12 protein-coding genes are annotated in these 12,981 nt (G+C 58.8%); 8 read left to right on the top strand and 4 right to left on the bottom strand.

Annotated features, from left to right (window positions below; all coding sequences use genetic code 11):
- Positions 1 to 101 precede the first annotated feature (101 nt).
- Both BUB60_RS01040 and BUB60_RS01045 read right to left on the bottom strand, forming a co-directional pair.
- A complete protein-coding gene (locus tag BUB60_RS01040) occupies positions 102 to 1,322 on the bottom strand; it encodes an MFS transporter (RefSeq protein ID WP_073075786.1) in 1,221 nt (406 codons plus the stop codon).
- A gap of 27 nt (positions 1,323 to 1,349) precedes the next feature.
- The gene (locus tag BUB60_RS01045) at positions 1,350 to 2,984 is read right to left on the bottom strand and encodes a class I adenylate-forming enzyme family protein (protein WP_073075787.1); all 1,635 of its coding nucleotides are present in this window, start codon (positions 2,982 to 2,984) and stop codon (positions 1,350 to 1,352) included.
- 249 nt (positions 2,985 to 3,233) lie between these two features.
- On the opposite strand from BUB60_RS01045, the gene BUB60_RS01050 reads away from it, so the two are divergent.
- The 5 genes from BUB60_RS01050 (at position 3,234) to nrdR (ending at position 8,279) form a co-directional block, all read left to right on the top strand.
- On the top strand, positions 3,234 to 5,507 hold the full coding sequence (locus tag BUB60_RS01050) for a DNA internalization-related competence protein ComEC/Rec2 (protein WP_073075788.1): 2,274 nt from the start codon (positions 3,234 to 3,236) through the stop codon (positions 5,505 to 5,507).
- A gap of 37 nt (positions 5,508 to 5,544) precedes the next feature.
- Entirely contained in the window at positions 5,545 to 6,591 is a 1,047-nt protein-coding gene (gene holA / locus BUB60_RS01055) for a DNA polymerase III subunit delta (protein WP_073075789.1), read from the top strand.
- Positions 6,588 to 7,187 (top strand): ribonuclease M5, encoded by a 600-nt coding sequence (locus tag BUB60_RS01060; protein ID WP_073075790.1) that lies wholly within the window; start codon positions 6,588 to 6,590, stop codon positions 7,185 to 7,187. Before holA ends, BUB60_RS01060 begins: the two co-directional genes overlap by 4 nt.
- 188 nt (positions 7,188 to 7,375) lie before the next feature.
- Positions 7,376 to 7,651, top strand: a complete 276-nt coding sequence (locus tag BUB60_RS01065) for a DUF6514 family protein (RefSeq protein ID WP_143162235.1) — start codon at positions 7,376 to 7,378, stop codon at positions 7,649 to 7,651.
- Positions 7,652 to 7,823: 172 nt separating this feature from the next.
- Positions 7,824 to 8,279 carry a transcriptional regulator NrdR gene (gene nrdR / locus BUB60_RS01070; protein ID WP_073075792.1) on the top strand — a complete coding sequence of 152 codons (456 nt, stop codon included), beginning with the start codon at positions 7,824 to 7,826 and terminating at the stop codon, positions 8,277 to 8,279.
- Positions 8,280 to 8,285: 6 nt separating this feature from the next.
- Here nrdR and BUB60_RS01075 read toward each other — a convergent pair whose 3' ends face one another.
- Both BUB60_RS01075 and BUB60_RS01080 read right to left on the bottom strand, forming a co-directional pair.
- Positions 8,286 to 8,666: a DUF4363 family protein gene (locus BUB60_RS01075; RefSeq protein ID WP_073075793.1), complete on the bottom strand. Its 381-nt coding sequence runs from the start codon at positions 8,664 to 8,666 to the stop codon at positions 8,286 to 8,288.
- Complete coding sequence (locus BUB60_RS01080; RefSeq protein WP_073075794.1) at positions 8,663 to 9,343, bottom strand: DUF421 domain-containing protein; 681 nt, start codon at positions 9,341 to 9,343, stop codon at positions 8,663 to 8,665. The genes BUB60_RS01075 and BUB60_RS01080 overlap by 4 nt, the downstream gene beginning before the upstream one ends.
- A gap of 100 nt (positions 9,344 to 9,443) precedes the next feature.
- Here BUB60_RS01080 and purF point away from each other — a divergent pair, with 100 nt between their 5' ends.
- The 3 genes from purF (at position 9,444) to BUB60_RS01095 (ending at position 12,963) form a co-directional block, all read left to right on the top strand.
- Positions 9,444 to 10,835, top strand: coding sequence for an amidophosphoribosyltransferase (gene purF / locus BUB60_RS01085; protein WP_073075795.1), 1,392 nt, complete (start codon positions 9,444 to 9,446; stop codon positions 10,833 to 10,835).
- Complete coding sequence (gene dapF, locus BUB60_RS01090; RefSeq protein ID WP_073075796.1) at positions 10,832 to 11,659, top strand: diaminopimelate epimerase; 828 nt, start codon at positions 10,832 to 10,834, stop codon at positions 11,657 to 11,659. Before purF ends, dapF begins: the two co-directional genes overlap by 4 nt.
- 86 nt (positions 11,660 to 11,745) lie before the next feature.
- On the top strand, positions 11,746 to 12,963 hold the full coding sequence (locus tag BUB60_RS01095) for an LL-diaminopimelate aminotransferase (RefSeq protein WP_073075797.1): 1,218 nt from the start codon (positions 11,746 to 11,748) through the stop codon (positions 12,961 to 12,963).
- Positions 12,964 to 12,981: the final 18 nt, after the last annotated feature.

Genomic DNA, 12,981 nt, shown 5'->3' on the forward strand with positions numbered 1-12,981 from the left:
AAACCTTGTGTCTGCCCTCTCGGCGTGCAGTGCAGCAACGGCACAGGGCAGACACAAGGTCTGCCCCTACGCCGCTAATATCGCTCCTGATCGGTGGGACGTTATGGCTTTTTGATAAAGATATTCAGCACAAGCCCCACGACGGAGAAGGCCGCGAGGATGATATACATCGAGACAAAGCTGCCTGTTGCAACCTTCAGGCTGCCGGCCAGCGTTGCGGCAAACGACGTAAGGATCAGCTGCAGATTCAGGATGCCGAGATTCATGGAGAAATTTTTCTGCCCGAAAAACGCGCCGATAAAAGCCGTGGAACCGGTGGGCGCAAAGCCGTAGCTGATATAGCACAGGATAAGGCCCGTGATGGCAATGCCGAGAGAGTGCGTCACCAGCGCCAGAACAACGACAAGAGGCGCCACGATGGCGACGGCGCTCGTCACAAACTGTGTCTTCCTGCGGCCGATATTGTCGAAGAGCCAGCCGGACACGAGCCGGCCCAGGCCGTTGCCGATGGAGATGAGGCCCACCATGGTGACGGCAAAGGTGTCGGCGGCGCCGGCGTCCGTTATGATGTTCTTTGCAAAGCTGATGGACGCGCTGCCGACAGAGGCCAGCAGGATGAAGAAGATGAAAAGCTGCCAGAAGGACGCTCTCTTGATCATCTGAAGGGGCGGGATCTCCAGCGCCTTGACGTCGCCCTGATCCTTGCTGGCGGCGCCCTTCGGCGCCGGAAATACAGCGCCGGCCGGCGGGTTTTTGATGATGAAGGCCGCGATGATGAAGATAACGGTGGTGATGATCGCCAACACGATATACGTCGTCCGCCAGCCGACATTTTCCATTTTGATATACGCGTCGGCAATCTTGCCGATGAGGATGGAGTTGAGGCCGAAGCCCATGAGCATAAGGCCGGACGCCAGGCCCCTCTTGTCAGGGAACCAGGCGCTCACGACGCCAATGATCGTATTGTATACAAAGCCGATGCCAAGGCCCGCGAGCACGCCGTAGGACAGATACAGCACCGCGATGCTGTTGCCCATCTGCGAGGCGATGAGAAAGCCCGCGAAGAAGAGGACCGCGCCGATGAGCAGCCGGAGCATCGGCGTCGTCTTTTTTGAAATAAGCCCCGAGATAAAACCGCCGATGCAGAACAGGCTCACCGTGATCGTAAAGTTCAGTCCGAGCTGTGCGGCATTCCAGCCGAATTCGTTTTTCAGCGGCGCGTTCAGGATCGACCAGGCGTAGATGATGCCCGCAAACAGCAGGACGATGACACCGACGACGAGCTGTACCCATCTGACATTGATGTTGACCTTTTTTTCCATACTTTCTCCCCCAAATTTTATATGCGGTCAGCCTTTGTTTTGTGTTGCAACGATGCTATCGGCACCGTAGGTCACCCGGAGTTTTGGTTTTTCGATCTTGCCCGTGGGATTGCGCGGGACCTTTGCAAAGATGATCCTGTGCGGGCGCTTGTAGCGGGGCAGCTCATGGCAGAACGCCATGACGCTCTCCTCGGTGCAGGTGTGGTCCTGCTTTACTTCGATAATGGCCGCCGAGATCTCGCCCAGCCTCTTGTCCGGCAGCCCAATAACGGCCACGTCCTTGATATCGGGATGCGCGCTTAAAAAGTTTTCGATCTGCACGGGGTAGATGTTCTCGCCGCCCGTGATGATAACGTCCTTCTTGCGGTCCACGAGAAAGATAAAGCCGTCCTCGTCCTCCTGTGCCATATCGCCCGTGTAAAGCCAGCCGTCCTTCAGCGTCTCGGCGGTCGCCTTCGGATCGTTAAAGTAGCACTCCATGACGCCGGGGCCCCTGACGCACAGCTCGCCCACGCCGCCCTTTTTGACGATACTGCCGTTTTCGTCCACGATCTTCACTTCCCAGCCGTAACCGGGCACGCCGATGGCGCCCACCTTGTGGATGTTCTCCACGCCCAGATGGACGCAGCCGGGGCCAATGGACTCGGACAAGCCGTAATTCGTGTCATACTGATGGTTGGGGAAATACTGCTTCCAGCGCTTTACGAGGCTCTGGGGCACGGGCTGCGCGCCGATGTGCATAAGCCGCCACTGGCTCAGCTGGTAGTCTTCAATTTTCAAGTCCCCCCTGTCCAGCGCGTTGAGAATATCCTGCGCCCAGGGCACCAAAAGCCAGACAATAGTGCACTTTTCGCTGGAGACCGCTTCAAATATGTATTTCGGGTCCGTTCCCTTCAGGAGGATGCCCTTTCCGCCTACGAGAAAGCTGCCGAACCAGTGCATTTTTGCGCCCGTGTGGTACAGGGGCGGAATGCAGAGGAAAATGTCGTCCTTCGTCTGGCCGTGATGGGCCTGCTCGCAGGCGCAGGCGTGCATCAGACTGCGGTGCTTGTGCAGTATCGCCTTCGGGAAGCCGGTGGTACCCGAGGAGAAGTAGATGGCCGCGTCGTCCTCGTCGGTAAGCCTTATATCCGGCGAGGCGCTGGAGCAGTCGGCCGTCAAGAGGCTGTAATCCTCGGCAAAGGGCGGGCATTCGCCGCCGCCGGTGTACAACAGCATGCGCTTGTGGTTGATCTCCTCGGCAATCTCCTCGATACGCCCGATAAACTCCGGCCCGAAGACGAGCGCATCCGCCTCCGCCAGCGTGAGACAATATTTGATCTCCTCGGAGGTATATCTGAAATTCATCGGCACGGCCAGCGCGCCGGTTTTTAAAACGCCGAAATAGATCGGCAGCCACTCCAGGCCGTTCATCATGAGAATGGCGACCTTGTTTCCCTTTTTGATGCCGCTGCCCAGAAGAAAGTTGGCGAACCTGTTGGCCTTCTCGTTAAAAATGTTCCAGGTGATCTCCCGGCGGTAATACGGCGCGTGGGACGGCTCGATCAGCTCGTACTCCTTCCACGTATGGCGCTTTTCATGGCGCTCGGGATTGATCTCCACAAGGCACACGTCGTTCCCGTACAGCGCGCAGTTCTTCTCAAGGATTTCCGTAATCGGCATCGCGATTTCTCCCATCGTCTATCACAATAATCATTTATTAATATTGTAAAACTTTAGTTCTTTAAATTCCCTAGGATTTAAATCGTTGAAGAAACTTTAGCAAAGAACCACACGTTTGTCAATAGGCAAGAAACTTGGGCTGGCGCTTCAGGAATCGCCCGCCGCTCCCCCCGGCCACTTTACAAAATTCCGGCTTGATGATAACATTCAAATATTAAAACCGGCAGGACATGGCAAAGGAGCATAGAGATGCGCAAGCTCGCCACCGCGGCTGTTTCGTTTTCCGGCGCGCTGTTTATGGCGCACTATCTCCTGCCTGACCACGCGCTGCTCATCAGCGCCGCCGTTTGCGCGGTGTTGTCCCTTGCCGGGCTTCTATTCAGGTCCGACACGCGGCTGCGCATTTTTCTCGTCTGCCTCGGCCTCGCCGCCGGCTTTTTGTGGACTGACGCGTACACGGCCCTTTTCTTCGCCCCGGCGAAAGCCCTCAATGGGAAAACCGAAAGCGTCACGGCCGTCGTGACCGGCTATCCCGGCGAAACTGATTACGGGTCAAAGGTCACCGTGAGCGTCCGCGTCCCCGGCCGCCCGTCCCTCAAAACGCAGCTTTACGTCTACGACGCCGCGCCGGACTTAACGCCGGGAAACACAATCGAATTTACCGGGAAATTTCGTCTGGCGGACACGGTCTACGGCGAGAATACGGACACGTTCCTGTCCAAGGGCGTCTTTCTCTCTGCGTCGTTGAAAGGCGATATCACAGTCACAGGCGCCGGCGCGTCCCCGCGCTATATCCCTGCCGTGCTCGCCCACGCCGTCACGGAAAAGCTGAAGGAAATTTTCCCCGCCGACGTCTCCGGTTTCATGCGGGCGCTCATCATCGGGGACACGTCCGGCCTTTCCCAGGACACGGCCTTGTCCGGTGCGCTCTCGACCACGGGCACCGCGCACATCATCGCCGTCTCGGGCATGAACGTGGCCTTCCTGATGGGCGTTCTGGGCGTACTAATCAAAAACAAACGGCTGCTGGCCGCCGTCGGGATCCCGGTCGTTTTCCTGTTCATGGCTGTTGTGGGCTTCATGGCGCCGGTGACGCGGGCCGGTATCATGCAGCTTTTTCTCCTGGCCGCCCCGCTTTTGAAGCGCGAGACGGACGGCGTCACCTCGCTTTCCGCATCGCTGCTGATCATTCTGCTCTTCAACCCCTTTGCCGTCGGCAGCGCCGGGCTCCAGCTCTCATTTTCCGCCACGCTGGGCATCCTTCTTTTGACGGGAAAGCTGTACGACTGGCTGGAAAGGCCCCTGCGCGACAGGAAGATCTATGGGCATCCGCTCTTCAGAAAGCCCGTACGCTTTGTCCTCGGCACGCTGGCGACGACGGCCGGCGCGCTCGTCTTCTCCCTGCCGCTCATCGCGCTGCACTTCGGCACCGTCTCCCTGATCGCGCCGCTGTCCAATATCGCCGTCCTGTGGGCGGTGGAGCTGACCTTTATCGGCGGGATCGTCGCCGTCGCGGCGGCCTTTCTGTTCGCGCCCGCCGGCGCCGCCGCCGCTTTTATCGTCGCGCTGCCGGCCCGGTTTATCGTCAATGCTATTATCGGCCTGGGGCGGGTCCCCTTTGCCGCCGTGTTCACCTCGAACCCCGCCATTGCCGCCTGGCTTGTCACCGCCTATCTGATGCTGGTCGTCTTCGTGATGCTCAGGGCCCGGGCACGGCAGCTTCTGCTGCCGGCCTGCCTGTCCTTAGCAACGCTTTGCCTCGTTCTGATCCTCACAGCCTCCTTCTCGGACAGGCGTGGACTTTCCGTCACGGCCCTGGATGTGGGCCAAGGTCAGTGCATCGTCGTCACCTCCGGCAGCTACACCGAGGTCGTGGACTGCGGCAGCACCAGCGGCAAGGACGCCGGCGATATCCTCACAAAATACCTCCAGAGCCATGGCCGGACAACAATCGACCTGCTGGTCCTGACGCATTATCACGAGGACCATGCCGGCGGCGTCCAGGAGGTTTTGGAACGCAACAAGGTCGCCGCCCTTGCCGTGCCGGACCCGTCCATCGACACCGGCGCCCTGCCCGGGGAAATCCTGGAGCTGGCCGCCGATAAGGGCGTGCGGATTCTGACGGTGACGCAAGATACGCGCGTTAACTGCGGCGGCGAGACCGTCACCCTCTACGCGCCCATCGGCGGCTCCGATGAAAATGAGCGCGGCCTGGCGATCCTTTGTTCGGAAGGCGGCTTTGACGCACTCATCACCGGGGATATGAGCGCCGGCATCGAGCGCCGCCTTGTCGCCGCCGAGCGGCTGCCCGACATCGAGGTTCTGATTGCCGGCCACCATGGCTCGAAGACCTCCACCTCCGACACGCTGCTGAGCGCCGTCACACCGGAGGTCGCCCTCATCTCCGTGGGCTACAATTCCTACGGCCACCCCGCCCCCGAAACGCTCCAAAAGCTGGCGCTGGCCGGCATCGCCACATACAGGACGGACCGGGACGGCACCGTCACGGTAAACGCGCCGTGAACCGGCCGCGGCCATTATGAACAATACGAGGTACAGCATGGCACCAAGAAAGAATGACAATCTCGAATTTGAAGCGCTGAAGACGGCCGTTGCCGCCGGGCAGCCGGACAGGCTCTACGTTTTCCACGGAGAGGAACGCTACCTGCTGGAAAATTATCTTGAACAGATCAGAAAGTGCCTGACCGGCACCTTTTCCGAATTCAATTACAGGCGCTACGAGGGGCAGGGCCTGACGGCCGACACACTGGCCGCCGCCTGCGACACGCTGCCCGCCTTTGCCGAGCGCACGCTGATCGAGGTGCACGACTTCGACCTGTTCAAGGGCGGCGAGGACGCCAAGCAGAAGCTTATCGCGCTCCTGTCCGACCTGCCCGATTACGCCTGCCTCATTTTCGTCTGCGATACGATCGAATGGAAGCCGGACGGCCGGCAGAAGCTGGCGGAAGTGATCAAAAAGAACGCCAGAGTCGTAGAATTCCCCGTTCAGGAGCAGTCAAAGGTCATCAGCTGGATCAAAAAGCACTTTGCCTCCAACGGCAGGACCATCGACACGCCAACGGCGGAGCATCTCGCCGTTCTCACGGGCGGCCTGATGACAGCACTGAATCAGGAGATCGAAAAGGTCTGCGATTACACCGGCGAGCGCGTCATCACCCGCGCGCATCTGGACGCCGTCGTCACGCCGGTGCTGGACGCTGTCGTCTACAAGCTGACGGACCACATTGCCGCCGGCAGCTTCAGCGCGGCCGCCGGCGTCCTGTACGAGCTTTTCTGTATGCACGAGCCGCCGCAGCTGCTGATCTATTCGATCACGCTCAAGCTGCGTCAGCTCCTGGCCGCGCGCCTGTGTTATGAGCGCGGTCTCGGGGAAAAGGATTTGATGAAGCTGTGCGCGATCCGGTTCGAGTTTCAGGCGCGGAACCTCCTGTCCAGCGCGCGGAAGACGACGGTGCCGGAGTGCCGCAGGGCCGTTCTTTTGAGTGCGGAAACGGCGCACCGGATGATCACCGTCGGGGACGCGGAGGCCCGCCTGACGGAACTGCTCATCCAGCTGGCCGAAAACAGGCGGCGGGCACGCGCATGATGAAGGTGCGTGAGATCATCGTCGTGGAGGGCCGCTACGACAAGAACACCGTCAGCCAGGCCGTGGACGGCACCATTATCGAAACGTCCGGCTACGGTATTTTTTCGGATACGGAAAAAATGAATCTTCTGCGCAAGCTGGCAGAAAAGCGCGGCCTCATCATCCTGACGGACAGCGACAGCGCCGGTTTTCTGATCCGCGGCCATCTGAAAGGACAGCTGAACGGCCTGAACGTCAAGCACGCCTATATCCCGGACGTCTACGGCCGGGAAAAACGCAAGCGCACCGCCTCAAAGGAGGGCAAGCTCGGCGTCGAGGGCATGCGCCGGGACGTCATTATCGGCGCGCTCCTCAGGGCCGGCGCCACGGTCGACAATGGAGAAAGTCCGGAGAAATCGCCGTCCATTACTAAGACGGACCTGTATTTTGCCGGCCTGTCCGGGACGGACGGCAGCGCGGAGCGGCGGTTGGCTCTTCTGAAAAAGCTCGATCTGCCGGAGCATCTGTCGGCGGGCGGCCTGCTGGACGTCCTCAACGCGCTTTATACGAAAGAGGAGTTCCTGATGTTCGCCGCGGAGCTGCAGCATAATCATTAAAAATCGCTGCCTTTTTTTGTACGGCATCAATCTGTTGATATGCAGCGCGCCGTGTTCCACAATATTTTGTGCATCCGTCGTACACCGTCGATTTTTTACGAAATGTTTACGTAGTCATCCGCGTTTTGTTATGCCATAATTTTCATATGGTCATCAAAAACAATCAGGAGTTGTATACGATGCGTCATATGGAGATTTGCAGAAAAAACGCGATGCTTCACCCCGGGCAGAACAACACACTTGTGTATTACATCGTCGTCAATGACCTTAAAGATTTTGCCAATGACTTTGCGTGCGAGATTTACGGCGCCGGAGTGACGATCGTTGAAACCGGCGAAACGGAAATCGTGTCGGACGTAACGTTCAGCAAAAACGAAATCTTCTCCCTGATCAAGCTTTTATCCGATCATTTGGTGACCCCCGTGGCCGTCAGCGACGTGGTCAGCGACTGGCTGTGCCAGTAGCGCCGGCATCTGACAAGTTATCTAAAATGAGCAGGGGTATGCCTCGTTTTTTGTGGCATACCCCTGCTTTTTTTATGTACACAGCACCAGGTTTTGTGTTATAATAAATATTATTTCATTCAGCCGGACTTGCAAGCTCGCGCGCTTATAAATACAGATCGGAGGCCACAACATGAAATGTCCATATTGCGGTTATTCTGAAAGCCGCGTCATAGATTCGAGACCTGCCGAGGAAGGCGCCACGATCCGGCGCCGCCGCGAGTGCCTCTCCTGTCAGAAGCGGTTCACCACGTATGAAATCATGGAGCGCGTGCCGCTGATCGTCATTAAAAAAGACGGAAGCCGGCAGACCTTCGATAAAATGAAAATCTTAAACGGCATGCTCCGGGCCTGTGAAAAGCGGCCCGTAGCCCTGGCCGATCTGCAGCGCGCAGTAGACGAGATCGAGCAGGAGCTGCAGAACTCGCTGGAGCGCGAGATCGAGTCCGCCGCCATCGGCGAGCTCGTCATGAAAAAGCTGAAGACGCTGGACGAGGTCGCCTACGTCCGCTTCGCGTCTGTTTACCGGCAGTTCAAGGATCTCAACACGTTTATGGAGGAGCTCAACAAGCTCCTGATCGACAAATAGCGCCGGTCAGAAGATACTGCCGATTTTGATCTGCTCGATGGCGGATATGCTCTGCATCCGAGAAATGGCCGCTTCGGCGGCGCCTTTCGCGGCGCCCTCCTCTTTGGCGTATATCTCCTCCATGAAGCCGTAGATGGCGTCCATTGCCGTTTCCACCTCCGGGTGCCGGAGCACCAGATGCGTGTATGTGTCGCTGTCGGACCACAGCCGGGCCGCTTCTTCCGCTTTTTTTTCGGCCGTCTCCCAGTCGCCCTGCCCGGCGTATTTTTCCGAATCCTCGATCAGGTTTACCACGTTGTCCGTCAGCTTCGTCAGGAAATGGATGTTGACGATGGCCGCCGCCAGCATGAGGACCAGGAAACAGCCGATGAAGATTTCCTTTTTCATTGACAATTATCCTTTACAGCAAAATAGATGCGGCTGGATTCGTCCACGGTCATCAGGTAGACGTCCCGGGGCGCGGCGATATTCCTGTTTTTCAGCTGCTTTTTCAGCCAGACCTCGTTAAAGCCCATCTTCTGCAGGTTATCGCTGATCACCCTGCCGTTATTGATGACGATGACAGGATAGCCCACGTCGTTCGTGGGCAGGTTCATCTGCTTCGGCGTCAGCGGCGCCTGATCCGTATAGAGCACCGTCGACAGCGTGCCGTCCGTTTCGAGAATACCGTACTTGACGGTGCTGATGTCGACGATATTTTTTTTCCGCAGCTGCTCCGAAAGCTCGTCCGGCGTCATCCGGTTCTTTTTCATTTCCTTTTGGATGATCTTGCCCTGATGGATGATCACGTTCGGCTTGCCGCAGATGAACGCGCGGAACCGGATGCTTTTGACGACGCCCGCCGTGATCAGCACCTCGCAGCATAAAAGCGTCAGGACGGGGATCAACCCGTACAAAAGCGGCGTTCCGATGTCCTGCAAAGGGTGCGCGGCCAGGTCGGAGATCAAAACGGCCACGACAAGCTCCGCCGGCTCCAGCTCGCCCAGTTGCCGTTTGCCCATGATCCGGAGCGAGACGACGATGGCCGCGTACAATATGAGAGTTCTGATAATCGCTATTGCCAACAATATCACACCTGTCTGAGTTTTACGCAGATAGTAGTATAACCTCGACAGCGCATGTTATGTCCGGCGCGGCCGGAAAGATTCATTCAAGGAGAAACGTATGGCCATACATGAAGAATGCGGGGTCTTCGGCATCTATGACGCTGCCGGGAACTGTGCAAAAAGTACGTATTACGGTCTTTACGCCCTGCAGCACCGCGGTCAGGAGCAGTGCGGCATCGCCGCCGTCAACAATCTGGAGCTGACGTGCTACAAGGACTCCGGCCTGGTGGGCGACGTCTTCTCGGAGCGGGTCCTCAACGACTTGAACGGTACCATGGCCATCGGCCACGTCCGTTACTCCACAACGGGCGGCTCCCGCCGGGAAAACGCCCAGCCGCTGACGCTCAAGTACGTCAAGGGCTCCCTGGCCGTGGCGCACAACGGCAACCTCGTCAACACCGAGGACCTCAAGCGGGAATACGAATATAAGGGCGCCATTTTCCACACCACGACGGATTCCGAGGTCATCGCCTATATCATCGCCCAGGAGCGCCTGCACAGCGGCAGCGTCGAGCAGGCCGTCAAGAGGGCGATGAGCCATCTCTACGGTGCATATTCTCTCGTCGTCATGTCCTCCCGAAAGCTGATCGCCGCGCGCGACCCGTGGGGCTTCCGGCCCCTCTGCATCGGAAGGCGCGGCGACGCGATTGTTTTTGCCTCGGAAAGCTGCGCGCTGGACAGCGTCGGCGCCACCTTCGTCCGCGACGTGGAACCCGGCGAGGTCGTCTATGTTCAGAACGGCGAGCTGAAAAGCCTGAAGGACAGCTTCGGCAACCAGTCAAATCTGTGTATTTTTGAATATATCTATTTTGCCCGGCCCGACAGCATTATCGACGGGCAGAGCGTCCACGATTCGCGGATGCTGGCGGGGGCATGCCTGGCCGAGGAGTACCCCGTCGACGCCGACGTGGTCATCGGCGTGCCGGACTCCGGCCTCGTCGCCGCGAAAGGCTACGCGCTGGCGTCGGGTATCCCCTTCAACGACGGGTTCGTCAAAAACCGCTACGTGGGCCGGACCTTTATCAAGCCCGACCAGGCCAGCCGCGAAATGGCCGTCCGTCTCAAGCTCAATCCTCTCCGCGCCACGGTGAACGGCAAGCGCGTGGTCATGATTGACGACTCTGTCGTCCGGGGCACCACGTCGGGGCAGATCATCAGGCTGCTGCGGGAGGCCGGCGCCACGGAGGTGCACATGCTCTCCTCCGCGCCCAAATTCATCAGCCCCTGCTATTTCGGCACGGATATTCCGTCCAGAAAAGAGCTTTTCGCCTGCAATCACACCACGGAGGAAATGCGCCAAATCATCGGCGCCGACAGCCTTGGCTTTCTGAGCGTCGAGAGCCTGCACAAGATCGCGCCCAACGCCAAATGCGGTTTCTGCGACGCCTGCTTCACCGAAAATTATCCGATTGCCGTTGTGGACGACGACGAGGGGAAGTGCTGCGGATGAATTTTACAAAAATGCAGGGCACCGGCAACGACTATATCTACGTCAACTGCTTTGAGGAAACGGTCGAAGACCCCGCCGCATTGGCGGTAAAGCTCTCCGACCGCCATTTTGGCATCGGCGGCGACGGGCTCATCCTCATCTGCCCGTCCGATGTGGCCGATTTCAAAATGCGCATGTTCAACGCCGACGGCTCCGAGGGCCGGATGTGCGGCAACGGCACCCGCTGCATCGGCAAATACGTTTATGACCGCCGTCTGACCGGCAAGACGGAGCTCACCCTGGAGACCCTCTCGGGCATCAAAACACTCTGCCTGAGCGTTGAAGACGGCACCGTCAAAACAGTCCGCGTCGATATGGGCGCGCCGGTGCTCCGCGCCGCCGATATCCCCGTGATCTGTGACACGCCGGAATTCGTCGATCAGTCGGTGACGGCCGGCGATAAAACGTATAGGATGACGTGCGTCTCCATGGGCAACCCGCACGCCGTGACGTTTGTGGAGGACGTAGCGTCCCTCGAGCTGCCCCGCATCGGCCCGCCGCTGGAAAACCACCCGATGTTCCCCCAGCGCGCCAACATCGAGTTCGTCCAGCCTGTCGATAACCAAACGCTTAAAATGCGCGTCTGGGAACGCGGCAGCGGGGAGACCCTCGCCTGTGGCACCGGCGCCTGCGCGTCGCTCGTGGCCGCCGTCTTCAACGGCAAATGCCGGCGCCGCGCCAGAGTGATCCTTCTCGGCGGGGAACTGGATATCGAGTGGAACGAGCAAAGCGGCCGCGTCTATTTAACCGGCCCTGCCGAATTCGTCTTCGACGGAGAAATATAACCCCACCCGCGCGGCCAGCGCCATACAGGGCATTTGCCCTGCCGATAAAACCGATTTCTTAATCATGCTTGGAGGAGAAACTACATATGGTCAAGATTAACGACAACTTTCTGAAGCTTCCCGGCGGATATCTGTTCCCTGAAATCAGCCGGCGTGTCAAGGCGTTTTCCGCGGAAAACCCGCCGAAACCGCTCATCCGCCTCGGCATCGGCGACGTGACGCAGCCCCTCTGCCCCGCCGTCATCGACGCCATGCATAAAGCGACGGACGAGATGTCGAACAAGGAGACGTTCAGAGGCTACATGGACGATTCCAGCGGCTATGAATTTCTCAGAAACACCATATCCGAGCACGATTACAAAGCCCGTAGCGTGAATATTGGGCCCGATGAGATTTTTGTCTCCGACGGTGCCAAAAGCGACTGCGGCAACATCGGCGATATCTTCTCCGTGGACAACGTCGTCGCCGTCTGCGACCCGGTCTACCCCGTTTATGTGGACACCAACGCCATGGCCGGCCGTGCCGGCACGGTGGGCGCCGACGGGATATGGTCCAATCTCATCTATCTCCCCTGCACCGAGGCCAACGGCTTCTTCCCGGCCCTGCCGAAAAAGGTGCCCGATATCATCTATATCTGCTCGCCCAACAACCCCACAGGCGCCACCGCCACGAAAGAGCAGCTGAAGGTCTGGGTGGATTACGCCAACGCCCATGGGGCCATCATCCTCTTTGACTCCGCGTATGAGTCTTTTATCACCGATTCCTCGCTCCCCCACAGCATCTATGAGGTACCCGGCGCCGAGACGTGCGCTATCGAGTTCCGCAGCTTTTCGAAGACTGCGGGCTTTACGGGGACGCGCTGCGCCTATACGGTCATCCCGAGTGCCCTTGTCCGGGGCGGCGTCCAGCTCAAGTCCCTCTGGATACGCCGCCAGAATACAAAATATAACGGCGCGCCCTATGTGATCCAGCGGGCGGCGGAGGCCGTCTACTCCCCCGAGGGCCAAAAGCAGACAAAGGCGACCATCGCCTATTACCTGAACAACGCCAAGGTCATCCTGGACGGTTTTTCAAAGGCCGGCATCACCGCCTATGGCGGCGTCAATGCGCCTTACATCTGGGCGAAAACGCCGGGCGGCATCCCCTCCTGGGGCTTCTTCGACCTGCTGCTGAAAAAGGCCTGCGTCGTCACGACGCCCGGCGCCGGCTTCGGTCCGGCCGGGGAGGGCTACATCCGGGTGACGGCCTTTGGTGACGCTGAGGCGACAAAGGACGCTGTCAAACGCATTATCGAGGTGCTCTGAGCAGAGCGCCCTACCGAC

Source organism: Sporobacter termitidis DSM 10068 (genome assembly GCF_900130065.1).
GTDB lineage: Bacteria > Bacillota > Clostridia > Oscillospirales > Oscillospiraceae > Sporobacter > Sporobacter termitidis.

Coding starts and splice junctions, on each gene's coding strand:
- purF (WP_073075795.1), top strand. CDS start 9,444: ATGGCCATACATGAAGAATGCGGGGTCTTCGGCATCTATGACGCTGCC.
- BUB60_RS01045 (WP_073075787.1), bottom strand. CDS start 2,984: ATGCCGATTACGGAAATCCTTGAGAAGAACTGCGCGCTGTACGGGAAC.
- BUB60_RS01060 (WP_073075790.1), top strand. CDS start 6,588: ATGATGAAGGTGCGTGAGATCATCGTCGTGGAGGGCCGCTACGACAAG.
- BUB60_RS01050 (WP_073075788.1), top strand. CDS start 3,234: ATGCGCAAGCTCGCCACCGCGGCTGTTTCGTTTTCCGGCGCGCTGTTT.
- BUB60_RS01065 (WP_143162235.1), top strand. CDS start 7,376: ATGGAGATTTGCAGAAAAAACGCGATGCTTCACCCCGGGCAGAACAAC.
- holA (WP_073075789.1), top strand. CDS start 5,545: ATGGCACCAAGAAAGAATGACAATCTCGAATTTGAAGCGCTGAAGACG.
- BUB60_RS01075 (WP_073075793.1), bottom strand. CDS start 8,666: ATGAAAAAGGAAATCTTCATCGGCTGTTTCCTGGTCCTCATGCTGGCG.
- BUB60_RS01095 (WP_073075797.1), top strand. CDS start 11,746: ATGGTCAAGATTAACGACAACTTTCTGAAGCTTCCCGGCGGATATCTG.
- dapF (WP_073075796.1), top strand. CDS start 10,832: ATGAATTTTACAAAAATGCAGGGCACCGGCAACGACTATATCTACGTC.
- nrdR (WP_073075792.1), top strand. CDS start 7,824: ATGAAATGTCCATATTGCGGTTATTCTGAAAGCCGCGTCATAGATTCG.
- BUB60_RS01040 (WP_073075786.1), bottom strand. CDS start 1,322: ATGGAAAAAAAGGTCAACATCAATGTCAGATGGGTACAGCTCGTCGTC.